The organism is Streptomyces sp. CNB091 (genome assembly GCF_000377965.1).
On the sequence record NZ_KB898992.1, the window covers coordinates 193,279 to 219,408 of the forward strand.

16 protein-coding genes are annotated in these 26,130 nt (G+C 73.3%); 10 read left to right on the forward strand and 6 right to left on the reverse strand.

The features are described 5' to 3' along the window. Positions 1–49: 49 nt before the first annotated feature. Together D581_RS0107025 and D581_RS0107030 are read right to left on the reverse strand one after the other, a co-directional pair. A complete protein-coding gene (locus D581_RS0107025; RefSeq protein WP_018956522.1) occupies positions 50–847 on the reverse strand; it encodes a tyrosine-protein phosphatase in 798 nt (265 codons plus the stop codon). A 120-nt stretch (positions 848–967) separates the two neighbouring features. Beyond that, positions 968–1,486, reverse strand: a complete 519-nt coding sequence (locus D581_RS0107030) for a DUF6325 family protein (RefSeq protein ID WP_018956523.1) — start codon at positions 1,484–1,486, stop codon at positions 968–970. Positions 1,487–1,753: 267 nt separating this feature from the next. On the opposite strand from D581_RS0107030, the gene D581_RS0107035 reads away from it, so the two are divergent. From D581_RS0107035 to D581_RS0107055, 5 genes are all read left to right on the forward strand, one after another. After that, entirely contained in the window at positions 1,754–3,616 is a 1,863-nt protein-coding gene (locus D581_RS0107035) for a methylmalonyl-CoA mutase subunit beta (RefSeq protein ID WP_018956524.1), read from the forward strand. Then, positions 3,616–5,841 (forward strand): methylmalonyl-CoA mutase, encoded by a 2,226-nt coding sequence (gene scpA, locus D581_RS0107040; protein ID WP_018956525.1) that lies wholly within the window; start codon positions 3,616–3,618, stop codon positions 5,839–5,841. Before D581_RS0107035 ends, scpA begins: the two co-directional genes overlap by 1 nt. A 12-nt stretch (positions 5,842–5,853) precedes the next feature. Further along, entirely contained in the window at positions 5,854–6,891 is a 1,038-nt protein-coding gene (gene meaB, locus D581_RS0107045; RefSeq protein WP_018956526.1) for a methylmalonyl Co-A mutase-associated GTPase MeaB, read from the forward strand. 111 nt (positions 6,892–7,002) lie between these two features. Beyond that, the gene (locus tag D581_RS0107050) at positions 7,003–7,491 is read left to right on the forward strand and encodes a MarR family winged helix-turn-helix transcriptional regulator (protein WP_032752576.1); all 489 of its coding nucleotides are present in this window, start codon (positions 7,003–7,005) and stop codon (positions 7,489–7,491) included. Further along, positions 7,488–8,807, forward strand: a complete 1,320-nt coding sequence (locus tag D581_RS0107055; RefSeq protein ID WP_018956528.1) for an MFS transporter — start codon at positions 7,488–7,490, stop codon at positions 8,805–8,807. Before D581_RS0107050 ends, D581_RS0107055 begins: the two co-directional genes overlap by 4 nt. Positions 8,808–8,865: 58 nt before the next feature. Here the strand turns inward: D581_RS0107055 and D581_RS0107060 are convergent, their stop codons facing one another. After that, a complete protein-coding gene (locus D581_RS0107060) occupies positions 8,866–9,657 on the reverse strand; it encodes an ABC transporter ATP-binding protein (protein WP_018956529.1) in 792 nt (263 codons plus the stop codon). A 148-nt stretch (positions 9,658–9,805) separates the two neighbouring features. Between D581_RS0107060 and D581_RS0107065 the strand changes: the two genes are divergently transcribed. Further along, positions 9,806–10,813 (forward strand): ABC transporter substrate-binding protein, encoded by a 1,008-nt coding sequence (locus D581_RS0107065; protein ID WP_018956530.1) that lies wholly within the window; start codon positions 9,806–9,808, stop codon positions 10,811–10,813. Between the two features lie 107 nt (positions 10,814–10,920). On the opposite strand, the gene D581_RS0107070 is transcribed toward D581_RS0107065, so the two are convergent. After that, positions 10,921–12,156 carry a M20 family metallopeptidase gene (locus tag D581_RS0107070; RefSeq protein ID WP_018956531.1) on the reverse strand — a complete coding sequence of 412 codons (1,236 nt, stop codon included), beginning with the start codon at positions 12,154–12,156 and terminating at the stop codon, positions 10,921–10,923. Positions 12,157–12,291: 135 nt separating this feature from the next. Between D581_RS0107070 and D581_RS0107075 the strand changes: the two genes are divergently transcribed. From D581_RS0107075 to D581_RS0107085, 3 genes are read left to right on the forward strand one after another with little or no spacing between them, the layout of a single operon-like run. Further along, entirely contained in the window at positions 12,292–19,716 is a 7,425-nt protein-coding gene (locus tag D581_RS0107075; protein WP_018956532.1) for a non-ribosomal peptide synthetase, read from the forward strand. Between the two features lie 5 nt (positions 19,717–19,721). Next, a complete protein-coding gene (locus D581_RS0107080) occupies positions 19,722–19,931 on the forward strand; it encodes an MbtH family protein (protein WP_018956533.1) in 210 nt (69 codons plus the stop codon). Further along, the gene (locus D581_RS0107085; RefSeq protein WP_018956534.1) at positions 19,928–21,394 is read left to right on the forward strand and encodes a DHA2 family efflux MFS transporter permease subunit; all 1,467 of its coding nucleotides are present in this window, start codon (positions 19,928–19,930) and stop codon (positions 21,392–21,394) included. Before D581_RS0107080 ends, D581_RS0107085 begins: the two co-directional genes overlap by 4 nt. 90 nt (positions 21,395–21,484) lie before the next feature. On the opposite strand, the gene fes is transcribed toward D581_RS0107085, so the two are convergent. Together fes and fhuB are read right to left on the reverse strand one after the other, a co-directional pair. Beyond that, complete coding sequence (fes, locus tag D581_RS0107090) at positions 21,485–22,768, reverse strand: enterochelin esterase (RefSeq protein WP_018956535.1); 1,284 nt, start codon at positions 22,766–22,768, stop codon at positions 21,485–21,487. Positions 22,769–22,782: 14 nt separating this feature from the next. Next, the gene (gene fhuB / locus D581_RS0107095) at positions 22,783–25,143 is read right to left on the reverse strand and encodes a Fe(3+)-hydroxamate ABC transporter permease FhuB (protein ID WP_026290283.1); all 2,361 of its coding nucleotides are present in this window, start codon (positions 25,141–25,143) and stop codon (positions 22,783–22,785) included. A 99-nt stretch (positions 25,144–25,242) separates the two neighbouring features. Here fhuB and D581_RS0107100 point away from each other — a divergent pair, with 99 nt between their 5' ends. Next, entirely contained in the window at positions 25,243–26,073 is an 831-nt protein-coding gene (locus D581_RS0107100) for a 2,3-dihydro-2,3-dihydroxybenzoate dehydrogenase (RefSeq protein WP_018956537.1), read from the forward strand. The last annotated feature ends 57 nt before the right edge of the window (positions 26,074–26,130 follow it).

Sequence of the window (26,130 nt, forward strand, 5' to 3'; positions counted from 1 at the left end):
CCTTTCCGCGTCCCCCCCGCCCTTGCACAGGCGGCACGCCACGGCCGGTTCAGCCCCGGATCACCAGGCCGTCGCGCAGCCGCTCCAGTGCGGCGTCGGGTACGCGCAGCCCGTTGCGCACGTAACCGTCGAGGCCGCCCCAGCGTTCGTCCATGGCGTCGAGCGCCACATCCAGGTAGCGGGGGCGGACCTCGATGATCGCCGCGGCGACGGCGGGGTCACCGCCACCGTCCAGGAACTTCGCCACGTACGGGGCGTAGGCAGCACGTACGGCGGGATTGACCGCGAGGAAGTCCGACCGCACCGTCGCGCGGGCCGCCCCCAGGAGCATCAGCAGTACGGCTGCCGCCCAGCCGGTACGGTCCTTGCCCGCCGTGCAGTGGAAGAGCACCGGTCGCGCACCGGGGTCGGCGGCCGTCTCCAGAAAGGCCCGGTAGGCGGCCGCGGCACCCGCCGAGAGGACCATCTTCCGGTAGGTCTCGGCGAACAGTTCCTCTGCCCTGCCGCCCCCCAGCGTCCGTTCCGCCTCCACCGGGTCGGCGAGCAGAGACCGCAGCCGGGCGGGCGCCACACCCGGGTGGTCGCCCAGCACATCGGCGACGAAGAGCCTGGCCCGGTCCGGCAGCCGGTCCGGGGCCCACTGGCGTTCGTCGGCGGTACGCAGGTCCACGACGGTGCGGATGCCGAGCGCGGACACCGCCCGGTCGCTCGCCGGGTCGAGCTCGCTCAGCTGACCCGAGCGGAACAGGACGCCCTGCCGCACCCGGCGGTCACGGCCCAGGGCGATTCCGCCCAGGTCGCGCAGATTGACAACGGTGGCGGCCGGAACGGTCCGGGCGGTCTGCACGATGAACTGCCTCTTTCCCCGATGAATTCCAGGAATTCCACATATCAGGATCAACGTCGTACGCAGCAGGAAAGCACCACCGGCGAACTCCGGGCGGCACCCCGGGGCGTCGGCCGGTCTTCAGTCCGACAGGAGCTTCGTCTTCTGCTCCACGAACTCGGCGTCGGTGAGGACGTCCCGCCTCCACAGTTCGGCGAGCCGCTCCAGCCGGGTGATGATGTCGTCCCCCGCGGCCTCCTGGTCACCAAAATCACCGCCCCCGAGGCGCTCGTGCGCGACGAACGCGCCCCCGGCCTCGCGGGCCGCGCGGGCGAGCGGCGTGGTCCACAGGTCCTCCCGGACGACGATCGCCACCACATCGCCCGCGGGCAGCCCCCGGTCGAGCCTTTCGACGTCCTCCGCTCCCAGGACCGCCGCCGCCCCGCCCTCCGCCGTATCGGCGGGAACCACTCCCTCGGGGTCCAGCTCCCGCAGCTCCACCTGGGCCGGCGCGCCGCCCTCGACCCTGCGCACGAAGGCCAGGTCGCCCGCCCGTACGGCTCCGGACGACACGGCGTCGGCGAGCGCGGAGGCGACCGCCCCGGTGAGACGACTGCCGGGGAAGGCGATGACGAGGTACTCCACAGGTCCGACGGCCACGGTCGCGTCCTCTCCGTGTCCCGGCGGCCACAAGGGCGCCGGGGTGGATACGGCATTCCAGGGATGGCATAAAGAATAAGGAAACTTCGCACATAATATGCATCTCTGTCCTGATTCATCCCGATGTCGAGGACCGTCGTGTTGCCGCCGCCCGCTCGCCCGACCGGTTACGCGACCGTATGTAAAGGATCAAGTACATCTCCGCGAGGGCAAGGTCACAGCCTGTGCCCCTGCTCCTCATTCGGCGCACTGGCCTAGCATCTGAGCATGACGGTCCAGCCTGCTGACGGGCTCTCTCCGGCCGCCGCGTTCCCCGACCCTTCCCATGACCAGTGGCAGACCCTCGTAGAGGGCGTACTGCGCAAGTCGGGCAAGGAAGTCTCGGGCTCGGCCGCCGAGGAAGCGCTGTCCACCACACTGGAGGACGGGCTCACCACCCGCCCCCTCTACACCGCGCGAGACGAGTCGCCGGACACCGGCTTTCCCGGCTTCGCCCCCTTCACGCGGGGCGGCAGGGCCGAGGGGAACGCGGCAGGCGGCTGGGGCGTGCGCCAACGTCATACCCTGACCGACCCCGTCCGGCTCAACGAAGCCGTGCTCGGCGATCTGGAGAACGGCGTCACCTCCCTCTGGCTCACCGTGGGCGGCCCGGTGGGCGTCCCCGTCGACGGGCTCGCCCGGGCACTGGAAGGCGTCTACCTCGACCTCGCGCCCATCGCCCTCGACGCCCCGGCCGACCTGGACGCCGCGGCGACGGAGCTGCTGCGGCTGTACGGGGAACGCGGCGTCGCCAAGGGCGAGGCGCGCGGCACGCTGGGCGCCGACCCGCTCGGCCACGAGGCCCGGACGGGCGTCGAGGCGGACCTCACCGCCGCCGTGCGCTGGGCGCGGGTGTGCGACGCGGAGTACCCGGGAATCCGGGCCATCACCGTGGACGCGCTCCCCTACCACGAGGCCGGCGGTTCGGCCGGCGAGGAGCTGGGGCTCTCCCTGGCCGCCGGCGTCGCGTATCTGCGGGCCCTGACCGGTGCCGGGATGAGCGTGGAAGCGGCCTGCGGGCAGCTGGAGTTCCGCTACGCGGCCACCGCCGACCAGTTCCTGACCATCGCCAAGCTGCGCGCGGCACGCCGGCTGTGGGCGCGGGTCGCCGAGGCCTCCGGAGTCCCTGGGGCCGGATCCCAGCGGCAGCACGCCGTCAGCTCGCCGGTGATGATGACGCGCCGCGATCCGTGGGTGAACATGCTGCGCACCACGCTGGCCACGCTGGGCGCGGGGGTGGGCGGCGCGGACTCCGTGACCGTGCTGCCGTTCGATCACGCACTGGGCCTGCCCGACGCGTTCGCGCGGCGGATCGCCCGTAACACCTCGACGATCCTCATGGAGGAGTCGCACCTGGCACGGGTCATCGACCCGGCGGGCGGCTCCTGGTACGTGGAGCGGCTGACCGACGAACTCGCCTCGGCCGCCTGGGCGTTCTTCCAGGAGACCGAGCGGGCGGGCGGTCTGCCCGCCGCCCTGCGCTCCGGGACGGTCGCGGAGCGCCTCGCCGCCACCTGGGCGGCGCGCAGCGCGAAGCTGGCCCGTCGCAAGGAGCCGATCACCGGGGTGAGCGAGTTCCCGCAGCCGGGCGAGCGCCCGGTGGAGCGTGAGCCCGCGCCCGACGCGTACGCGGGTACTCCGGGCGGGTTGCCCCGGGTCCGGCGCGACGAGGCGTTCGAGGCGCTGCGCGCCCGCTCCGACGCGCACCTCGCGGCGACCGGAAGCCGCCCGAAGGTGTTCGTGGCCGCGCTCGGTCCGGCCGCCGCGCACACCGCGCGGGTCTCCTTCGCCGTCAACCTCTTCGGGGCGGGCGGGATCGAGGCGGTCCACGATCCGGTGTCCGTGGATGCGGACACCGCCGCGGGCGCGCTGACCGCCTCCGGGGCGACGGTCGCCGTTCTGTGTTCGTCGGACGCGCTGTACGCCGAGCGGGCGGAGCAGGTGGCCGGTGCGCTGAAGTCGGCGGGAGCGGTACGGGTGTTCCTCGCGGGACGCCCCGGCGAGTACGCCGATGTCGACGCCCATGTCTTCGCCGGCTGCGACGCGGTCGCCGTTCTCACCTCCGTACTCGACCGCATGGGAGTGGCGTGATGCCGACATCGCCCACGGATCGCAAATCCTCCGTTCCCGACTTCTCCGACGTGCCGCTCACGGCGGCCGCGCCGCCGGCCGGTTCCGCCGAGGAGTGGCGGGCGGCCGTGACGAAGGCCGCCGGCGGTTCCGATGCCCCGCTGTGGGAGACGCCCGAGGGCATCACGGTCAAGCCGCTCTACACCGGTGAGGACCTGGAGGGCCTGGACGCGCTGCACTCGTATCCGGGGATCGCCCCGTATCTGCGCGGGCCCTACCCGACGATGTACGTCAACCAGCCCTGGACGATCCGTCAGTACGCCGGTTTCTCCACGGCCGAGGAGTCCAACGCCTTCTACCGGCGCAATCTCGCGGCCGGCCAGAAGGGTCTGTCGGTCGCCTTCGACCTGCCCACCCACCGGGGCTACGACAGCGACCACCCGCGGGTCACCGGCGACGTCGGCATGGCCGGGGTCGCGATCGACTCGATCTACGACATGCGCCAGTTGTTCGACGGCATCCCGCTGGACCGGATGTCGGTGTCGATGACGATGAACGGCGCGGTGCTCCCCGTGCTGGCGCTGTACATCGTGGCCGCCGAGGAACAGGGCGTGCCGCCCGAGAAGCTGGCCGGGACCATTCAGAACGACATTCTGAAGGAGTTCATGGTCCGCAACACCTACATCTATCCGCCGTCGCCCTCGATGCGGATCATCTCCGACATCTTCGCGTTCACCTCACGGAAGATGCCGCGCTACAACTCCATCTCGATCTCCGGCTATCACATCCAGGAGGCCGGGGCGACAGCCGATCTGGAGCTGGCATACACGCTGGCCGACGGGGTGGAGTATCTGCGGGCGGGACGTGAGGCCGGGCTGGACGTCGACGCGTTCGCGCCGCGACTGTCGTTCTTCTGGGCGATCGGCATGAACTTCTTCATGGAGGTCGCGAAGCTGCGGGCGGCCCGGCTCCTGTGGGCGCGTCTGGTGCGGCAGTTCGACCCGAAGAACCCCAAGTCGCTTTCCCTGCGCACCCATTCGCAGACGTCCGGCTGGTCGCTGACCGCGCAGGACGTGTTCAACAATGTGACGCGCACCTGCGTGGAGGCGATGGCCGCGACGCAGGGGCACACCCAGTCGCTGCACACCAACGCGCTGGACGAGGCGTTGGCGCTGCCCACCGACTTCTCCGCCCGCATCGCCCGTAACACGCAGCTCCTGCTCCAGCAGGAGTCCGGCACCTGCCGGGTCATCGACCCGTGGGGCGGCAGCGCGTACGTGGAGAAGCTGACGCGGGACCTGGCGGACCGGGCCTGGCAGCACATCGAGGAGGTCGAGGCGGCCGGCGGCATGGCGAAGGCCATCGACGCGGGCATCCCCAAGCTCCGGGTGGAGGAGGCCGCCGCGCGCACGCAGGCGCGGATCGACTCCGGGCGGCAGCCGGTGATCGGGGTGAACAAGTACCGGGTGGAGACCGACGAGAAGATCGACGTCCTCAAGGTCGACAACTCCTCGGTGCGCACCCAGCAGATCGAGAAGCTGCGCCGGCTGCGCGCGGAGCGCGACGAGGTGGCGTGCCAGGAAGCGCTGCGTGCGCTGACGGCCGCCGCCGAGCGTGACCCGGGCCCGGGCCTGGAGGGCAATCTGCTGGCGCTGGCGGTCGACGCGGCGCGGGCGATGGCCACGGTCGGGGAGATCTCGGACGCGCTGGAGAAGGTGTACGGGCGGCACGCCGGGCAGATCCGTACGATCTCCGGTGTGTACCGCAAAGAGGCAGGAGAGTCCCCTTCGGTGGACCGCACCCGCGCACTGGTCGAGGCCTTCGAGGAGGCCGAGGGCCGCCGTCCGCGCATCCTCGTCGCCAAGATGGGGCAGGACGGGCACGACCGGGGCCAGAAGGTGATCGCCACGGCCTTCGCCGACCTGGGCTTCGACGTGGACGTCGGCCCGCTGTTCCAGACCCCCGGCGAGGTGGCGCGGCAGGCCGTCGAAGCCGACGTGCACATCGTGGGCGTCTCCTCGCTGGCGGCCGGGCACCTCACGCTCGTGCCCGCGCTGCGCGAGGAGCTGGCCGCCGAAGGGCGTGAGGACATCATGATCGTGGTGGGCGGGGTGATTCCGCCGCAGGACATCGAGGCGCTGCACGAGGCGGGCGCCGCCTCCGTCTTCCCGCCGGGGACGGTGATCCCGGACGCGGCCCACGACCTGGTCACGCGGCTCGGCGTCGCGCTCGGCCACGAGCTGTGAGCCGCTGACCGGATGGCTGCGAAGATCGACATCGACGGTTACGCGCGGGGAGTCCTCGACGGGAAGCGGGCGTTCGTCGCGCGCGCGATCACGCTCGTCGAGTCGACGCGAGCCGAACACCGGGTGCTGGCCCAGCAGTTGCTGAGCCGGCTGCTGCCGCACGCGGGGGCGGCCCGGCGGATCGGGATCAGCGGGGTGCCCGGCGTGGGCAAGTCCACGTTCATCGACGCGCTCGGCACGATGCTCACGGGGCTCGGGCACCGGGTGGCGGTCCTGGCGGTCGACCCGTCCTCCAGCCGTACGGGCGGCTCCATCCTGGGCGACAAGACCCGGATGGAGCGCCTCGCGGTGGACCCGGCCGCCTTCGTCCGCCCCTCCCCCACGGCGGGCACGCTGGGCGGGGTGGCCAAGGCGACCCGGGAGTCCATCGTGGTGATGGAGGCGGCGGGTTACGACGTGGTGCTGGTGGAGACGGTGGGCGTCGGGCAGTCGGAGACGGCGGTGGCCAACATGGTCGACACCTTCCTGCTGCTGACGCTGGCCCGTACCGGCGACCAGTTGCAGGGCATCAAGAAGGGCGTCCTGGAGCTGGCGGACGCCATCGCGGTCAACAAGGCCGACGGGCCGCACGAACGTGACGCCCGCTCGGCCGCACGCGAACTGGCGGGCGCACTGAGGCTGATGCATCCGGCGGACGCGGCCTGGACACCTCCGGTGCTCACGTGCAGCGCTCGTGAGTCGAGCGGTCTCGACACCCTGTGGGAGCGACTGGAGCAGCACCGGACGCTTCTGGAGTCGACCGGCCGGCTGGCGGCCAAGCGCCGCGACCAGCAGGTGGACTGGACGTGGACGATGGTCCGCGACGCGTTGCTGGACGGTCTGCACAGCCACCCGGCGGTGCGGAAGCTCGCGCCGGAGCTGGAACAGCGGGTCCGGGAGGGCACGTTGACGGCGACGCTGGCCGCCGAGGAGATCCTCGCGGTGTTCCGCGGGGGCGAGTCCCGGGAGGCCGGAGCGCGCCGAGAGGGCGGCGCGGGAGAGTCCGGCTGAAGGCGTCGCCGTCGCCCGCCGGGGCCGGTGCGCGCCGAGGGCCCCCGCGATCGCTCCAGGCCGGTGGACAGGAGGGCGCGAACATTGTCACAGCGCTGTTATATTAGCGCTGTGACACATCCCGATCCCACCACGCGCCCCGACCCCTGGCACTCCCTCCACGAACTTCTGGCAGCCATGGACGCCGAGATCGAGCAGGTCTACATCGAGCGGGGCATCGAGGGCGTACGGCCCCGATTCGTCTATCCGCTGATCCGGCTCGCGCACACCGGACCGTTGACCATCCGCGAGCTCGCGACGTCCCTGGGGCGCTCGCACTCCGCGATCAGCCAGACCGTCGCCGCCATGCGCGACGCGGGGCTCGTCTCCTCCGAGCCCGGACCCGACGCCCGCACCCGGCGCATCGACCTCACCGACCACGGCCGGTCGCTGGTGCCGTTCCTGGAGGCGGAGTGGCGCGCCACCCACAGCGCGGTCGCCGAGCTGGACGGCGAGGTCCCGTACGCGATGACCGCCGTCGTCGAGGATGTGCGGCGGGCCCTGGAGCGCAGGTCGATGCGGCAGCGGATCCTCCACCACCTGACCGAGCCACCCCGATGAAACGGCGTGTCGGCGGCCCGTTCCTCGACACCCGCCCGCTCCGGGGCAATCAGCCGTTCCGCGACCTGTGGATCGGCACCTCCGCCTCCCAACTCGGCGGCCAGACAGCCAACGTGGCGGTGCTGGCCCAGGTCTGGGAGTTGACGGGCAGCCCGGTGGGCACGGGTGCCATCGGGCTCGCCACCGGTCTGCCGATGGTGCTGTTCGGCCTGGTCGGCGGATCCCTGGCCGACGCCCATGACCGCCGTACGGTCGTACGGGCCGCCACCGCGGGACAGGTCCTGGCCGCCGCGGGGCTCTGCGCCCAGGCCCTGGCGGACAACCGCAGCGTACTGCTGCTGCTCGCCCTGGTCGCCGTGGGAACGAGTTGCGGCGCTCTCGGCGCACCCGCCCGGCGCACCCTCCCGGTCCGGCTCCTGCCGGGCGACCAGGTGGCGGCCGGGCTCGCGTTGACCAACGTCTCCTTCCAGACGGCGATGCTGGCCGGTCCCGCGCTGGCGGGGCTGATCATCGCCGGCTGGGGCTTCTCCGCCGCGTACGCGGCCCAGGCCGTGGCCGTGACGGTCGCGCTGCTCGCGGTGGTCCGCCTGCCCGCCATGCGCCCCGAGGGCACCGACGCGGCAGACGGCAATCCCAGGACGGAGCGCGGCGGCTGGCTGATCGTGCTGCGCCGCCCGACTCTGTGGGGCTCGATGGCCACCGACCTGTCCGCGACGCTGCTGGCCATGCCCATCGCGCTCTTCCCCCTGGTCAACGAGATCCGCTTCGGCGGAGACCCGCGGACCCTCGGCCTGTTCCTCTCCGCCGTCGCGGTCGGAGGGGTCACGGCCGGCCTGCTCTCCGGCACGGTGACGCGTCGGCGCCGCGCCGGTCGCGTGCAGCTGTACGCGGCAGGGATCTGGGGGCTGGCGCTGGCCTGTTTCGGTCTGGCGGGGCCCCTGTGGCTGGCGCTCGCCTGTCTGGCGGTGGCGGGTGCCGCCGACACCGTCTCCGTCGTCACGCGCAGTGCGCTGATCCAGTTGGAGACCCCGGACGCCTGCCGGGGGCGGGTCTCCTCGGTGGAGCACGTCATCGGCGTCGCGGGCCCCGAACTCGGCAACTTCCGCGGCGGCCTGGTGGCGTCGGCCACCTCGGCCTCCTTCTCGCTGATCTCCGGAGGGCTGTCCGCCGTCCTCGCGATCGCCGTTGTGTACGCGACCAACAAGCCCCTTCGCGCCTACCGGACACCGACCGCCCCCGAGAAGCCGTCCGCCCCCAAGGCCCTCGCCCCGGCGGAAGCGACAACCGACCAGGCCTGTCGTCGGACTCCCGCCTGACCCCGCGGGGCCGCCCTCCAGGCGACGACGGGAGTGTGACGACAGGGCCTGGGCCGGCTCAGACGCCGACCGCCGGCACGCGGACGGTCGGTACGACGACGGGCGCCCCGTCGGAGGTCGCGGTCAGGATCTCCGCCTCGATGCCGTAGAGCTCCTGGACCAGTGCGGCGTCCACGGTCTCGCGGGGCGGCCCCGAGGCGACGATCCGCCCGTCGCGCATGGCGACCAGGAGGTCGGCGTACCGCGCGGCGGCGGCGAGGTCGTGGAGCACCATGACGATGGTGCGGCCCTCCGCGGCGACTTCGCGGACCAGGTCCAGGACCTCCACGGCGTGACCGATGTCGAGGGCACTGGTGGGCTCGTCGAGCAGGACGACGGGGGTCTCCTGGGCGAGGGACATGGCGAGCCAGCAGCGCTGGCGCTGGCCGCCGGAGAGCTGGTCGAGCCTGCGGCCGGCCAGGGCGGCCGTACCGGTGGCCTCCAGGGCATGGACGACCGCGTTCTCGTCCTCCCGCGACCACTGGCGGAACAGCCCCTGGTGCGGGTGGCGTCCGTACCGCACGAGTCCGGCGACGGTGACCGCCTCCGGTGCCTGCGGGGCCTGGGGCAGCAGGGCGATGCGGTGGGCGGCGTCGCGCTGACGCAGCTGCCAGACGTCGGCGTCGCCGACGAACACCCGGCCGGAACGGGGCTGGTGGAGCCGGGCCATGGAGCGCAGGAGGGTCGATTTGCCACAGCCGTTGGGGCCGACGATCGCCACGACCTGCCCGGAGGGCACCGTCAGGTCGACCTGGTCCACGGCCGTACGACCGGCGTATCCAGCGATGAGCTGTTCGACACGGATGTCCACGAGGACCGGCCTTTCCGAAGGACAGGGCATCACCTTGCCCGATGCCGCTAAAGTAAGGCTAACCTTAGCTCGCTCACGAGCCGACGGCCGCATCCGTGTGACCGTGCGGCCGTCGCCGCTTCATGTCCCGTTGAACCCGGAGCCCTTGATGATCCTGCACCACCGCCCCACCCGCACCGCCGCCCGAAGAGCGGCGCGCGCCGTCGCCACGCTCGGCGCCGCCGCCCTGCTCCTGACGGCCTGTGGAACGGACTCCGACTCGGGCAAGTCCTCCGGGGGCAAGGGCGGCAAGGCGGACTCCGCCTCCTCCGCGACCCGTACGGTCAAGGACGCCACCGGGAAGGCGGTCGAGATACCGGCGGAGCCGAAGCGCGTCGTCACCCTGACCCAGGAAGACCTGGACGCGGTACTGGCGTTGGACATCAAGCCGGTCGGCATCACCAACGGGCAGGGCCTCGACAAGCCGCCGGCCTACCTCGCCGACCGGGTCGAGGGCATCGACGTCGTGGGCAACCTGCTCCAGCCGGTCATGGACAAGGTCGTCGCCGCGAAGCCCGACCTGATCCTCGCCGGTGACATGCAGGACGAACAGGTGCTCAAGCAGCTGCGGGAGATCACCCCGGCCACGCTGGTGACGATGGCGCCGGCCGACGACTGGAAGCTGTTCTTCCGGGGTGTCGGCAACGCCGTCAACAAGCTGGACGACGCCAACAAGTTCATCTCCGGCCACGAGGCCGCCGCCAAGGCCGCCGGGGAGAAGCTGGGCGCGAACAAGGGCGCCGAGGTCTCCATCGTCCGCTGGAACCCGGACGGGCCGAGCTGGATGGAGAACAAGCAGTTCGCCAGTGGCGTCGCCCTGGAGATGGGGCTGAAGCGGCCCGCGTCCCAGAACAAGGACGGCAACGCGCACACGCCCTCGCTGAGCCTGGAGAAGATCAACGAAATCGACGGTGACTGGCTGTTCCTGTCGACGCTGACCTCGGACGGCGAGAAGGCGCTCAAGGACGTCCAGTCCAAGCCCGCCTACAAGGAGCTGGGCGCCGTCAGAGACGGCCACGCGGTGACCGTCGACGGCTCGGTGTGGTCCACCCGGGGTGGCCCGCTCGCGGCGGACGCCGTCCTGAACGACTACGTCAAGGCGCTCTCGGCCAAGTGACCTCCGGGTGACTTTCACATGACCTCGGGGTGACGTCCGCGCCGTGCGGCCCGGGCCGGTAACTGCCGGTCCGGGCCGCATGCCCGCCAGGGCCCCCGCCCGCCCCGTCAGGCGGACGGCCGGCCCGCGGCCCTGGAGGCCGCGAAGTCGGCGGCGGTCCATGCCATGGCCACCGCTCCGTCGAGCAGGGCCTGTTCGGCCGCCGGGGAGACCGCCGCCTCGGCGAACGCCGCCTCGTGCGGACCACAGGCTCCCCCGCTGATGTCGAGCACCGGATGGATGGACGGCACCACGTGCGAGACGTTACCCATGTCGGTGCAGGCGAACGGCGGGCGCTCGACCGGTTCGGCGCGGCCCAGCTCCCGGGCGTTGGCGGTCCAGAGCCGGATCAGCTCCGGGTCGCCCCGGAAGTCGAGATAGTCGGGCTCGGGCCGCTCCAGGGCCACTTCGCAGCCGGTGGCGAGCGCCCCGGCACGGAAGCAGTCCTCGACCCGCTGCCGTAGTTCGCGCAGGTCCTCGGCGGCCAGGGCCCGTATCTCGTACGTGGCGGTGGCCCGGTCGGGTATCGCGTTCGGCGCGGTCCCGGCGGCGGTGGTGATGCCGTGCACCCGCCACTGCGGGGGCAGTTGCTGGCGCAGGAGGCCCAGGGCGACCTGGGCGACGGTCAGCGCGTCGGCGGCGTTGCGGCCCTCGTGAGGATTGAGGCTGGGGTGCGCGGCGCGGCCGGTGTAGACGACGTCGAGGGTGCCGAGCGCGAAGGAGCGGAAGTCGGCCATCTCGAAGGGGCAGGGATGCACCATCATCGCGGCGTCGACCCCCTCGAACGCGCCGGCCTCCAGCAGCAGCGCCTTGCCCGCGCCCCGCTCCTCGGCGGGAGTGCCGATGACCCGGACGGTCAGGCCGAGTTCGTCCGCGTACGGAGCGAGGCCGAGGGCCGCGCCGACTCCGGCCGCGGCGATGAGGTTGTGCCCGCAGGCATGTCCCAGTCCCGGCAGGGCGTCGTACTCGCAGGCGATGGCCACGGTGACGGGACCGGAGCCGATCGTGGCGCGGAACGCCGTGTCCAGACCGTGGGCGGGTGCGGTGACCTCGAAGCCGTGCGAGGCGAGGAGTTCATGGCAGAGGGCGGCGGCCCTGTGCTCCTCGAACGCGGTCTCGGGTTCGGCGTGCAGACGCCGGCTCAGGTCGATCAGGGCCGGGGCGCTGCCGCCGACCGTCTCCCGCACGGCGGCCCTGAGGGTGCGGATCCGCTCGTCGGCCGACTCATCGGCCCGTGTCCCTGGGCGCGTCTCGGGGCTCGTCCGGGGGCGCGTCTCGGGGCGTGGGGCTGCGGGGACGGTCATGGACTCTCCTTGCGTTCCGGACCGCCCCGGGGCGGTCGCCTGCACAGTCGGAGATAGGTTAACTTAGCCTTACCTAAGTGTGCGCCGAGCCCGTTGGCCCGGTGTCCGTTGTCCTTCAGGGGAGTCGTCACACACATGCATGAGCGTCCGAACCGCCCGACCAGCTCTTCGGCAGCGCACTCCGGCGGCGCGCCCTCCCCCGGACTCCCCCTCCTGACCGCCCAGTCGGGCATCTACTACGCGCACCAGCTGGCCCCTCTCGGCACCGAGCTGAACACGGCGGACTGTGTGGAGATCGACGGGCCGCTGGACGGGGACCTGTTCGTGGAGGCGCTGAGACGGACGGTCGGTGAGGCGGAGACCCTTGCCCTGCGGGTGTCCGAGGCCGACGGCGTACCGGTGCAGCGGATCGCGCCCGCCGCCCGGCCCGTGGTGCGGCGACTGGAGTTGACGGAGGACCGGGCCGAGGCATGGATGCGGGAGGACCTGGCGCGGCCGGTGGATCTCGCCGCCGACGGCGCGCTGACGACGCAGGCCCTCATCCGGATCGGCGAGGGGCGCCACCGGTGGTACCAGCGCGTGCACCACATAGCCGTCGACGCCTACGCGCTGTCCCTCATCGGGCAGCGCGTCGCCGAGCTCTACCGGGCTCTGGTGGCCGGACAGCCGCTGCCGGAGGGCCGGTTCGCGCCGCTGAGCGAGCTGACCGGGCAGGAGGCCGTGTATCTGGCCGGGGAGGAGTACGCGGCGGACCGGGCCTTCTGGGCCGCGCGCACGGCGGGCTCCTCCGTCACCGCGCTCCCCCGCTCCCCCGCCCCCTCGGACACACCGGGTGACGGTCCGCTCCATCGGACCACCGACCTCCCCGCCGAGACCCTTCGGCGGCTGTCCGGGGCGGCGCGCGTAGCGAAGGCGACATGGGCCGAGCTGGTGGTGGCCGCGACCGCCGGTCATCTGCACCGGCTCACCGGCGCCGAGGACGTCGTGCTGGGCCTGCCGTTGACCAACCGGCGGGGGCCCGCGGCGCTGCGGACCCCGGCCATGACCGTGAACGTGCTGCCGCTGCGGATCGGCGTGCGCCCGGGCGACACCGGAGCCGAACTGCTGCGCCGAGTGGTGCTGGAGATCCGCGAGGTCCGCCGTCATCAGCGCTATCCGCAGGCCGACCTGCGCCGCGACCTGGCCCTGGAGTCGGCCGACACCCCGCTGACCGGTCCCATGGTCAACGTCAGGCCGTTCGACGGCGCCCTGGACTTCGCCGGGGCCACGGGCACGGTGCGCAACCTCGCGGCCGGACCGGTGGAAGGCCTCGCGGTCGGCGCCGCCCCCGGCCCGGACGGGGGCCTGCGGCTCACCCTCGACGCCAACCCCGCCGCCTACGGGCCGGAGGACCTCGCCGCCCACGAGGACACCTGGCTGCGCTATCTGGACGGCCTGACCGAGCTGCTGCTGACCGACCCCGAACGCCCGATCGGCACCCTGGACCTGCTCAGCGGCGATCAGGTGCACGAGGCCGTGACGTACGGCCGCTCCGAGCCCGCCGCCCGGCTCACCCTGCCCCAGTCGTTCACCGCGCAGGCGGCCCGGACACCGGACGCCGTCGCCGTGCGCTCCACCATGGCGGGCACCTTCCGGGGGGCGACCTCCGATACGGACACGCGTGCGGGCACGGACGCGGATGCGGCCGCCGCCGAGCCCGGGGCCCGGCTCACCTTCGCCGAGCTGGACGCCGCCTCCGACCGACTGGCCCGCCTGCTGGCCGGCGTCGGCGCTCGCGCCGCGGACGAAGGGAGGCGCGGCACGGTGGCGCTGGCGCTGCCCCGGACCGCCGACATGGTCGTCGCGCTGCTGGCCGTGCTCAAGGCGGGCCTGGTCTGCCAGCCGTTGGACCTCGGCCACCCCGCCGCCCGGACCCTGGCCGTCCTGGAGGACGCGCGGCCGCTGTGCGTGATCGGCACGGCCGCGACGCTCGTCTCGCTGCCCGGCCACGGGCTGCCGACCGTCGCGCTCGACGCTTCCGCCACGGCCGACGCTCTCGCCTCCTGCCCCGACGGACCGCTGCCCACCGGGCCGTCGCTCGCGGACCCCGCCTACCTCATCCACACCTCCGGTTCCACGGGCCGCCCCAAGGGCGTCCTCGTCGGTCACGCCTCGCTCGCCAACCTCTGCGCCGGGCACGGCACGGACCACATCGCCCCGGCCGTCGCCCGGACCGGCCGGGAACGCCTCCGGGTCGCGCACAGCGCCTCGTTCGCCTTCGACGCGTCCTGGGACCCGCTGCTGTGGATGGTCCACGGGCACGAGCTGCACCTGCTGGACGACGCCGCCTACCGGGACCCGGCGGCGCTCACCGCGTACGTCGGCACCCACCTGGTCGATTACCTCGACGTCACCCCCTCCTACGCCGAAGCGCTCATCGCCGAGGGCCTGCTGGACGAGGGGCACCACCACCCGGCCCATCTGGTGGTCGGCGGCGAGGCCGTACCCGCGCCGCTGTGGGAGCGGCTGACCGAGGCCACAGCCGTGCACCCGGTCAACCTCTACGGGCCGACCGAGACGACGGTCGACGCCTACTACTGGGTGCCCGGGACCTCGGCCGCCCGGCCCGACGGCCGCCCCGTGCGCGGCTCACGCGTCTACGTCCTGGACTCCTCCCTGCGTCCGGTGCCCGCCGGTGCGACGGGCGAGCTGTACGTCGCGGGGGCCTGCCTGGCCCTCGGCTATCTGGGCCGCCCTGACCTGAGCGCCGAGCGGTTCGTCGCCGACCCGTTCGGCGCGTTGAACGGCGCTCCCGGCGGCCGGATGTACCGCACCGGGGACCTGGTGCGCCGCCGCGAGGACCACACGCTGGAGTTCCTGGGTCGCAGCGACGACCAGGTCAAGATCCGGGGCTTCCGGATCGAACTCGGTGAGATCCAGGCCCGGCTGGCCGCGCACCCACGGGTCGCGGCGGCCGCGGTCATCGCCCGCGACACCGGCCACGGCAAGCGGCTGCTGGCCTACGCGGTCCCGGTGAAGGAGGGGAACGCCCTCCCGGCACGGCCCGAGGGCGCCGCCCCGACCGCCGACTCCGCGCCGCCCACCCCCGCCGAGCTCCGCGACCACCTGGCCGGAGCCCTGCCCGAGCACATGGTCCCCGCGACCGTGACGCTCCTGGACGCGCTGCCCCGTACCGCCAACGACAAGCTCGACCACCGCGCCCTGCCCGACCCCGAACCGCTTCCGCCCGTAGCGGGCGGCCCGGACGGCACCGTCGGCGGGCCGCACACCGAGATCGTGCGCGGGCTCTTCGCCGACGTGCTCGGTATCGCCGAACCCCCTGCCGCCGACGCGGGCTTCCTCGATCTCGGCGGGCATTCGCTGCTCGCCGCCCGGCTGGCCGCCCGCGTCCGGGAGCACTTCGGCGTGCCGATGGGCATCGCCGACGTCTTCCGCCGCACCACGCCCGCCGCCCTGGCGGCACTGATCCGCACCCGTGGCGGCGCGGCCACCGCGTCCGTCCCGCTCTCCCCCGTACCACGCACCGGTCCCCTCCCCTTGTCCCCGGCCCAGCAGCGGCTGTGGTTCCTCCACCGCCTCGAAGGCCCCAGCCCCACCTACAACATCCCACTCGTCCTGAGCGTCAACGGTCCGCTCGACCGCGACGCGCTCCAGCTCGCCCTGTACGACCTGGCGGAGCGTCACGAGACACTACGGACGGTATACCCGCCCACTGACAACGCCCCCGCCAACGCCCCCGACGGCACCACTGAGGGCGAGGGCGCGGGCGCCTCGGACGACATCCCCCACCAGCGGATCCTCGCCCCCGACGACCCGGCCGCCCGCCCGGTGCTGCACCTGGCGGAGCCGGGCAGCGATCTCACCGAGGCCGTGCGCCACTGCTTCGACCTCGCCACGGAACCCCCGCTGCGCACGGTCTTGTTCAGCGAGTCGCCCGGCCACCACACCCTGCTTCTCCTGCTGCACCACATCGCGGGCGACGGAGCCTCCACCACTCCCCTCGCGCAGGACCTGGCCGCCGCCTACACCGCCCGCGCCGGGGGCCGCGCACCGGACTTCACCCCGTTGAGCGGCCAGTACGTGGACCACGCGGCCCGGCTCCAGCGGCTCCTGGGCACCCCCGCCGAGCCGACCCCCCTCGCCGAGGCCCAGCTCGCGCACTGGCGCGACGTGCTCGCCGGGCTGCCGGACCAGCTGGAGCTGCCCGCCGACCGGCCCCGGCCGCCCGTGGCCACCTCGGCGGGCGACACCGTGCCCTTCGCCCTGGACGCCACCGCGCACGAGGCGCTGCGCCGGCTCGCACGGGCGCACGGGGCGACCGTGTTCATGACCGTGCAGGCCGGACTCGCGGCCCTGCTGACCCGGCACGGGTGCGGCACCGACATCCCCGTCGGCACCCCCGTCGCGGGCCGCGACGACGATGCCACGGCCGGGTTGGTCGGCTTCTTCACCAACACCGTGGTCCTGCGCACCGACACCTCCGGCGACCCCTCCTTCGGCGATCTGCTGGACCGGGTGCGGACGGCCACGCTCGCCGCGTACGAGCACGACGCGCTGCCCTTCGACCACCTCGTCGAAGCGCTGAACCCGCCGCGTTCGCTGGCCCGGCATCCGCTGTTCCAGACCATGCTGGCCTGGCAGTCACTCGCGGACGGGCCCGTCTCCCTCGGCCCCGGCACCACCGCCAGGCTGACCGCCGTCCCGTCCGGCACCGCCAAGTTCGACCTGACCCTGAACGCGGGCGAACTGCCCGGCGGCGGGATCGGGGGGTTCCTGGAGTTCCGCACCGACCTCTTCGACCGGTCGACCGCCCAGGCCCTCGCGGACCGGCTGTCCCGGCTCCTCACCGCGGCGGCCCGGCGGCCCGGGACCCCGGTCGGCCTGCTGCCGATCCTGGACGAGGCCGAGGTCCGCCGTGCCGTGGTCGAGGCCAACGGCGTCAACGACGACCGACCGGTGCCGCTCACGCTCGCCGAGGTCTACGAGGTGGCGGCACGCCGCCACCCGGAGCGGACGGCGGTCAGCTGCGGGGGCGCGTCGTTGACGTACGCCGAACTGTCCTCCCGGTCCCGGTCTCTGGCCCGGCTGCTGGCGGCCCGGGGGATCGGTCCCGGTTCGATCGTGGCGCTCGCGCTGCCGCGCTCCACGGACCTGGTGGCCGGGCTGCTCGCGGTGTCGCTGGCGGGGGCCGCGTATCTGCCGATGGACCCGGACTACCCGGCGGACCGGCTCGCGTACATGCTGGACGACGCCCGTCCGTCGGCGCTGATCACCGACGCCGCGACGGCCGGACTGCTGCCCGCGCACGACCTGCCGCTGATCACGGTCGACGAGGCCGCCGGTCTCCCGGACGGGCCCCTCGGCCAGGCGGACCGCACCCGGCCGCTGAGCCCCGGGGACCCGGCGTACGTCATCTACACCTCGGGGTCCACCGGCCGCCCGAAGGGGGTCGTGGTCACCCAGCACAACGTGACGCGGCTGCTCACGGCGACCGAGCACTGGTTCTCGTTCGGGCCGGACGACGTGTGGACGCTGTTCCACTCCTACGCGTTCGACTTCTCGGTGTGGGAGCTGTGGGGCGCGCTGCTGTACGGCGGCCGGGTCGTCGTCGTCCCGTACGCGACCAGCCGTGACCCGCACGCGTTCCTGCGGCTGCTGGCGGACGAGCGAGTGACCGTCCTCAACCAGACGCCGTCCGCCTTCTACCAGCTGGCCGCCGCCGACCGGGAGGCTCCGGGACGCGATCTGGCTCTGCGGTACGTGGTGTTCGGCGGCGAGGCGCTGGAGCTGGGGCGGCTCGCGGACTGGTACGCACGCCACCCGGAGAACGCGCCGACGCTCGTCAACATGTACGGCATCACCGAGACGACCGTCCATGTCTCCCATCTGGCGCTGGACCGGGCGACCGCCGCCTCCGCGGTCTCCAGCACCATCGGGGTGAACATTCCCGACCTGCGCGTCTATGTGCTGGACGACCGGCTCCAGCCGGCGCCGCCGGGTGTGACCGGCGAGATGTACGTCGCCGGTGAGGGGGTGGCGCTCGGATATCTGGGCCGCCCGGACCTGACGGCCGGGCGCTTCGTCGCCGACCCGTTCGCGCATCTCTTCGGGGAGCGCGGCAGGCGGATGTACCGCTCGGGCGACCTGGCCCGGCGGCGCGTGGACGGCACCCTGGAGTATGTCGGCCGCGGCGACCAGCAGGTGAAGATCCGCGGGTTCCGCATCGAACTCGGCGAGATCGAGGCGGTGTTGGCCTCGCATCCGGAGGTCGCGGATGTGGCGGTCGTGGTTCGCGAGGACATGCCCGGCGACAAGCGGCTGGTCGGCTACGTCGTCCCCGCGCCCGGCTCCGGCCCGGCACCGGCGGCCCTGCGCGAGCACGCCGCCGCCACGCTGCCGGTGCACATGGCGCCCTCGGCGGTGGTGGTGCTGGAGCGGCTGCCGCTGACCGGCAACGGCAAGCTGGACCGCAGGGCGCTGCCCGCGCCGGGTGCTGCGGTGAGCGCCGGCGGGCGCGCGCCGCGCACGGTCCGCGAGGAGCAGCTCTGCGCGGTCTTCGCGGAGGTGCTGGGGCTGCCGTCCGCCGGGGTGGAGGACAACTTCTTCGACCTGGGCGGCCATTCGCTGCTCGCGGTGCGCCTCGCAGGCCGGATCAGGTCGGCGTTCGGCATCGAGGTGTCGATCGGCACGGTGTTCCAGGCCCCGACGCCCGCCGCGCTGGACGCGGCGCTGGACGTCTCGCGCGAGGAGGACCCGCTCGATGTGCTGCTGCCGCTGCGGCCCGCCGGTCCCGGCGACCGCGCCCCGGTCCACTGTGTGCACCCGGCGGGCGGTCTGAGCTGGTGCTATGCGGGGCTGATCCGCCACCTGCCGGCCGATGTGCCGATCTACGGGCTCCAGGCGCAGGGTGTCGGCGGGGCGACGGCGGACGAGCCGCTGCCGACCACGCTGGAGGAGCTGGCCGGGCACTACGTCTCCCGGATCCGCGAGGTCCAGCCGGAGGGGCCGTACCGGCTGCTCGGCTGGTCGACCGGCGGCATCATCGCGCACGCGGTCGCGGCGGTCCTCCAAGAAGCGGGCCAGGGGGTGGAGTTGCTGGCGATCCTGGACGCTTACCCGGCCGAGGGCTTCCGCGGCCTGCCGGTGCCCGACCGGGCCGAGGCCCTCGAATCGCTCCTCACCATGGGCGGTCACGGCCCCGACAGTCTCGGCGACAAGGAGCTGAACACGGCGAACGTCGTGGAGGTGCTGCGTCGCGAGGGCTCCCCGCTGGCGGCGCTGTCCGCCGCGAGGATCGAGGCGCTCGGCGAGGTGTACCTCAACACCAACGATCTCGTACGGGCCTACGACCACCGGGTGTTCCGTGGCGATGTGCTGTTCTTCCGGGCCACCGTGGACACCATCGACGACACCCTGACGCCGGACACCTGGTCCCCGTACGTGAGCGGGCGCATCGACAACACGAACGTCGCCTGCTCCCACAAGGACATGACCCTGCCCGAGCCGATCGCGCACATCGCGCGCGTGGTCGCCGACCGACTGACCGAGCTGGAGAAGTGACACCGATGAGCGACGCATCCGCCAACCCCTTCGACGCGGACGGGGAGTTCCTCGTCCTGACCAACGCGGAGGGGCAGCACTCGCTGTGGCCGCTGTTCGCCGCGGTGCCCGAAGGCTGGTCGACGGCTCACGGCCCGTGCGCCCGCCAGGACGCGCTGGACTGGATCACCGCGCACTGGGCCGGTCCCGTCCCCGTCCCCGTCCCCGCCCGGTGAGCGGGCTGCTGATCCGGCCCCGGATACGTCCCCGGGTCGCGGTCGTCCTCGTCTACACGGCCGCGATGTGCATGAACGGCCTGGACTCGACGATCGTGAACCCGGCGCTCTACACGATCGCGGGTGACTTCGGGCGTCCGCTGTCGGCGGCGAACACCGTGGAGACGGCCTTTCTGGTGGCGCTCGCGGTGGGGCTGCCGGTGGCGGGGTGGCTGGGTGACCGGTTCGGGACGAAGCGGGTGTTCCTCGGTGCGCTGACCGCGTTCACGATCGCCTCCGCGGTCTGCGGTCTGGCTGCGGACCTCCCCACGCTCGTGGTCGCCCGTGCCGTACAGGGCCTGGCGGGCGGGTTGTTGACGCCGGTCGGGATGACGCTGCTGTTCCGGGCGTTCCCGCCGCACGAGCGGATGAAGCTGGCCAAGGTGCTGATCGTGCCGACGGCGCTGATGCCGGCGCTCGGTCCGCCGCTGGGCGGCCTGCTCACCGAACACCTCTCCTGGCACTGGCTGTTCTTCGTGAACGTGCCGATCGGGGCGGCCGCCGTACTGCTGGGCGTCTTCGGTCTGCGGGAGCATGTCGAGGGACCGGAGGGGAGGTTCGACACGGTCGGCTTCTGGCTGGCCACTCCGGCGCTGGGGCTGCTGACGTACGCGCTCGGCTTCGGCCCCTCGCAGGGCTGGACCCGGCCGGCCGTCGCCGTGAGCGCGGCCCTGGGGTCCGTCCTGCTGGTGGCCGCCGTCCTGCACCAGGTGCGTGCGGGGACGCCGTTGCTGAGACTGCGGCTGCTCGCCGACCGGGTGTACGGGTCGGCCTCCGCGCTGGCCGGGGTGACGGCTGCCGGGCTGATGGGCGTGCTGTTCGTCTTCCCGCTGCTCTATCAGGCGAGCCTGGGAGCGTCGGCGCTGGATGCCGGGCTGAGCGTGTTCCCGGAGGCGGTCGGGCTGATGCTCGCCTCGCAGGTGGTGGACCGGCTGCTGCCGCGGCTCGGCCCCCGGCTGCTGACCGTGCCGGCGCTGCTGGTGGCCGCCGCGGTCTTCGCGACGCTCGCCGTGCCCGGGGTGGCGGAGAACGCGTGGAGCGTGCGCGGGCTGATGTTCCTGATCGGCCTGGTACTCGGCACGGCGGTGCTGACCGTGCAGATCTCCGGGTTCGAGTCGATCGCGCCGTCCGACCTGGCGCAGGCGATGGGCCTGTTCCAGATCGTCCGCACGCTGGGCGGCGCGGTGGGCATCGCCGCGTGTGCGGCGGTGATCGGCGGCGGTCATGTGACGGAGGCCGCTGATCCCGGCCCCTACCGCACCGCGGTCTGGGTGACGGCGGCGCTCGTCGCGGCGGGGGCGCTGATCGCGCTACGGCTGCCGCGCGAGGCCCCGCAGCCGCCGCCGTTCGACGACGAGGAGGACGGGCGGCCCGGCCCCGGCGAGGGCCTGGCGGCGGACGAGGCTCCGGCCGTCAGAAGCTGAGCGCGCGAAGAGAAGAAGGGGCGGGGCGGCATCCGAAGGGGATGCCGCCCCGCCCTCCTCTCCTGTCGGGGCAGTGGCGCGGTGGAACGGTCAGCTTCCGCCGAGCAGCTCCGCCAGGCCGTCCGCGAGGCCGCCGCGCCAGCAGGCGTAGTCGTGGCCACCGTTGAACTCCCGGTAGCGGACGTCGTATCCGCGGGCGCGCAGCACGTTGCGGAGTCTGCGGTTCTCCGCGAGGAGCATCCATTCCTGGAGGCCGACCTCCAGGTGGAGCGTCACCGGCCTGCGTTCCGCCCGGGCGTACTCCCCGGTGAGCCATTCGCAGCCGCGTTCGTCGTCGGGCCACCAGAAGGAGCCGGACTGGGAGAGGGCGAGGCCGAAGCGGTCGGGTCGTCGGAAGGCGGCGAAAGCGGCGGTCAGGCCGCCCGCGCTCTGTCCGGCGACGACGGTCCGTGCGGCGTCGGCCCCGGCCCCGTACTCCCGTCCGGCCCAGGGCAGCAGGGTGTCAGCCAGCCAGTCGACGAACGGCGCGCTGCAGGCCAGGTCCTCCATGCGCCGGCCCATGGTGTCGACCAGGACCGCCACGGTGGGCGGCAGGTCCCCGTCGGCGCGCAGGTTGTCGAGGATGTCGCCGACGCCGAGGACCGGACCCCACATCTCGCCGTCGAGGAGGACGGCGAGGGCGTAGGGGCCGCCGTCCGGGCGGTGGCCGGGCGGCAGGTGGACCGTGATCCGGCGGCCGTCCACCTCGGCGTCGAGCATCCGCCCCCGGTCCACGTCGTCACGCCGCCGGGTGCGTGACTGGGCCGGGGCTTCGGGGAGTTCGAGTACGGAGGCGGGGTTGCGGCCGTCCCGGGAGGGCAGCGGGGCGCGGTCGTTGAGCGGGTCGGGTTCGGCGTGGTCGAGGACCTGGAGCCAGGCGGTCCGGTCCGCGCGCAGGGCGTCCTCGCGGGTTCCGTCGGTGGCGTGGAACTGGTAGGAGGCACGGTGGTCGGCCCGCAGCCGGTGGCTGATCGCCCAGACGCCGGTGCCTTCGACGCGTTCCATCAGGTGGGGGGCGAGGTCGCCCGCGTGCCGGTCCTTGTCGGTGACCGTGTGGACGAGGGCCAGGACATGGGCGGCGGGGCGCTCGGGGTCCTCACGGCGGACGAAGGTGACGAGCCGGTGGCCGGGGTCGCCCTCGGGGTCGGGCTCGACGAGCGGGGTGCCGGTGGTGCTCACGTGGTTCCAGAACGCCTCCTCGGCGTCGGGGCTGCCCGTGGTCACGTCGTCGAGGAGTCTGCGCAGGAGGGGGCTTCGCACGGTGTGCGCCTCGGTTCCGGTCGGTCCCGTGGGTGCGGGAGGCGTGGGCTGGTCGCGGTGGTGTGGGCTGGTCATGTGCGGGCCGTCTTTCAGACGCGGGTGGCGGCGGAGCGGCCGAGCAGCACCCACAGCAGGAACGGGCCGCCGAGGACGGTGGTGACGATGCCGACGGGGAGTTCGACGCCGTCGAAGGCGATGCGGCCGAGGGTGTCGGCGGCGACCACGAGGACGGCTCCGGTGAGCATCGAGCCGACGAGCGGTACGCGCAGGGGGCCGGCGAGCCGGGAGGCGATGACCGGGGAGGCCAGCGCCACGAAGCCGACGGGGCCGCAGATGCCGACCGCGAGGCCCGCCAGGGCGACGGCCAGGAGCAGGGAGAGGGCCCGGACCCGGCCGGGCGCGGAGCCGAGCGAGGAGGCGGTCGCGTCGTCGAAGCGCAGGACGCCCAGGTGTCGGGCGACGACGAGGGCGGCCGGGACCAGGATCGCGAGGCCTATGAGGACGGGGACGGCGACGGAGTAGCTGCGTCCGTTGAGGCTGCCGGAGGTCCATACGTACAGCGAACTCGCGGAGGAGAGGGACCTGCGGGACAGGACGACCTGGGTGATCGCGGAGGCCAGCGCGGACATGGCGAGGCCGACGACGAGGACGCGGTAGCCGCGTTGGCCGAGGCCGCCGGAGACGGTGGTGACGACGATGACGGCGGCGAGCGCGCCGAGCGGTCCGGCCCACCAGGCGCCGAAGGAGCCGGTGGCACTGAGGGTGACGGAGAGCAGGACGGCGGCGGTGGCCCCGTCGTTGACGCCGAGGAGTTCGGGGGTGGCCAGGCGGTTGCGGGCCAGGGTCTGGGTGAGGCAGCCCGCGAGGCCGAGGGCGGCGCCCGCGGTGAGTCCGGCGACGATCCGGCCGAGCCGGAACTTCTGCACGAGCAGGACGTCGAAGCGGTCGCCCTGGCCGAGCACCGCGCGGAAGGTGCGGCCGACGCCCATGTCGCTCTGGCCGGCGTACGCGGAGAGGACGACGGCGAGGACCAGGGCCCCGGCGAGGGCGAGGGCGGCGAGCGCGGCACGCCGGGTGACGAGCAGGGACAGCGGGCCGCGCCGCAGGACGAGGGTGTCGGCCGGGCGGACCCGGAGCTTCTTGGTCTTCGGTGTGCGGAGGGCGGGGCGGGGCAGGGCGATCCGGAAACGGCCGGGGCGGTCGGGGGCGCGCTCCTCGGTGGCCGGTTCCGTCATGCCCATCGAGGCCAGTTGCCTGGAGCGGACGATGGCGATGAGGACGGGGGCGCCGATGAGGGCGACGATGACGGAGACGGGCGCCTCGAAGGGCCGGGAGACCACGCGGGCGGCGATGTCGGAGACCGTGAGGACGCAGGCGCCGATGAGCCCGGCGATCAGCAGCCGGGCCGCGAGCCGGGTGCCGGCCAGGGCGCGGGCGAGGAATCCGGCGAGCAGGCCGAGGAAGGAGATGGGACCCGCGAGCGCCACGGCGGCGGCGGTCAGGAGGGTGACGCCGACGGCGACGACCGTACGGATCACGGGTGGCCGGTGGCCGAGGCTGCGGGCCAGGTCGTCGCCGAGGGCGAGGGCGGAGAGCGGGCGGGCGACCAGGAGGGCGACGAAGAAGCCGAGGGCGAGCACCGGGGCGAGGCGGCCGAGTTCGCCGAAGCCCTCGACCCCGGCGAGGGAGCCGAGGACCCAGAAGCGGAATCTGTCGTAGGTCTCCGCGGAGTTGACGACGATGACGCTGGTGAGCCCGCCGAAGGTCGCGCCGAGCGCCGCCCCGGCGAGGACCAGGCGCATGGGAGAGCCGCCGCCGCGCCTTCCGGAGATGAGGAGGACGAGGCCGCTGGCGACCACCGCGCCGACGAACGCGCAGACGAGGTAGGCGTAACCGGAATCGAAGCCGAGGAGCGCGATGCCGGCGACGACGCCGAGTGAGGCGCCCGCGTTGACGCCGAGCAGTCCGGTCTCGGCCAGCGGGTTGCGGGTGACCGCCTGGAGGAGGCACCCGGCGACGCCCAGGGCGGCTCCGACGAGCAGCGCGGTGAAGGTACGCGGGAGGCGCAGATCGCCGACGACGAGGGAGAGCCGGGCGTTGTCGCGTGCGCCGTCCCGGCCCAGCAGATAGTCCAGGACGCCGTCGGGGCCGACCTCGCCCGCGCCGATCGAGAGGGAGAGCGCCGTCAGCAGCAGGACGGCGAGGACCAGTCCGCCGACGGCCGCCGCCACGGTCCGCCCTCGCGGGTCGGCTGTGGACCGGGGATCCCCGGTCACGGCGGTGGGCTGTCCGGTGGCCGAGGCTGTTCCGTTCTCGGCTCCCTGGGATGCCTCCTCGCGTCCGGCGGGCACGGCCTCCACCGTCCGGTCGGTTTCGCCTCCATCCAACTGAACGGTCGAGGAGTCATGTTCGGGAGCCGAGGCCGTGGTCCCCGTGTGCGGCGTATGCATAAGGTGAGGCTAGCCTAAGTATGTGGCGACGGCCCGACATCTTCTGGGCGGTCGCTTCAATTTAGGTTACCCTTACCTAACATCCGGAGGAGGTTGCTCATGCCTGAGCACATACCGGGCAGAAGCAGCGAGTTCATCGGCCGCACTGCTCTGGTCACCGGTGCCGCACAAGGCATCGGCGCGGCAGTCGCCGACCTGCTCGCCACCCTCGGCGCCCGGGTGGCCGCCACCGATCGCGCCCGGCCGGGCGTCGAGGCGCTGGCCGCCGAGTGGGCCCTGACGCAGGAGAAACTGCCCGACGGCGCACGCTCGGGAGGCAGCCTGACCCCGTACGTGATGGACGTCACCGACCGCGGTTCGGTGGAGAGCACCGTGGCCCGGGTCGAGCGCCAACTCGGCCCGGTCGACGTCCTGGTGAACGTGGCGGGCATCCTGCGTACCGGCCCGGCGGCGGTGCTCCCCGCGCAGGACTGGGCGGAGACGTTCGCGGTGAACGCCACCGGCGTCTTCCACGTCTCCCAGGCCGTCGCCCCGCTCATGGCGGCCCGCGGATCCGGCGCGGTCGTCACCGTCGGCTCCAACGCCGCCGGCGTCCCCCGCACCGGCATGGCCGCGTACGCCGCTTCCAAGGCGGCCGCCGCCATGTTCACCAAGTGCCTGGGGCTCGAACTCGCCCGCAGCGGCGTCCGTTGCAACGTCGTCGCACCCGGCTCCACCGATACGCCGATGCAACGTGCGCTGTGGACCGGTCCGGGCGCCGAGCAGCGCGTCATCGACGGGGACCTTTCGACCTACCGCACCGGCATCCCGCTCGGCCGGATCGCCGACCCCGGGGACATCGCGGAGACGGTGGCGTTCCTCGCCTCGGACCGTGCCCGCCACATCACCATGCAGGAGCTGTACGTCGACGGCGGCGCGACCCTGCGCTGACCGGCCCGACCACCCTCCCCCTTTCCCTCACCTCCCATCCAGCCCCCGCACCCGCTG

Bases quoted from the DNA above. Each gene is read 5' to 3' on its own strand.
- meaB (WP_018956526.1), top strand. From the start codon at position 5,854: ATGGCTGCGAAGATCGACATCGACGGTTACGCGCGGGGAGTCCTCGAC.
- D581_RS0107080 (WP_018956533.1), top strand. From the start codon at position 19,722: ATGAGCGACGCATCCGCCAACCCCTTCGACGCGGACGGGGAGTTCCTC.
- D581_RS0107035 (WP_018956524.1), top strand. From the start codon at position 1,754: ATGACGGTCCAGCCTGCTGACGGGCTCTCTCCGGCCGCCGCGTTCCCC.
- scpA (WP_018956525.1), top strand. From the start codon at position 3,616: ATGCCGACATCGCCCACGGATCGCAAATCCTCCGTTCCCGACTTCTCC.
- D581_RS0107070 (WP_018956531.1), bottom strand. From the start codon at position 12,156: ATGACCGTCCCCGCAGCCCCACGCCCCGAGACGCGCCCCCGGACGAGC.
- D581_RS0107055 (WP_018956528.1), top strand. From the start codon at position 7,488: ATGAAACGGCGTGTCGGCGGCCCGTTCCTCGACACCCGCCCGCTCCGG.
- D581_RS0107100 (WP_018956537.1), top strand. From the start codon at position 25,243: ATGCCTGAGCACATACCGGGCAGAAGCAGCGAGTTCATCGGCCGCACT.
- fes (WP_018956535.1), bottom strand. From the start codon at position 22,768: ATGACCAGCCCACACCACCGCGACCAGCCCACGCCTCCCGCACCCACG.
- D581_RS0107065 (WP_018956530.1), top strand. From the start codon at position 9,806: ATGATCCTGCACCACCGCCCCACCCGCACCGCCGCCCGAAGAGCGGCG.
- fhuB (WP_026290283.1), bottom strand. From the start codon at position 25,143: ATGCATACGCCGCACACGGGGACCACGGCCTCGGCTCCCGAACATGAC.
- D581_RS0107075 (WP_018956532.1), top strand. From the start codon at position 12,292: ATGCATGAGCGTCCGAACCGCCCGACCAGCTCTTCGGCAGCGCACTCC.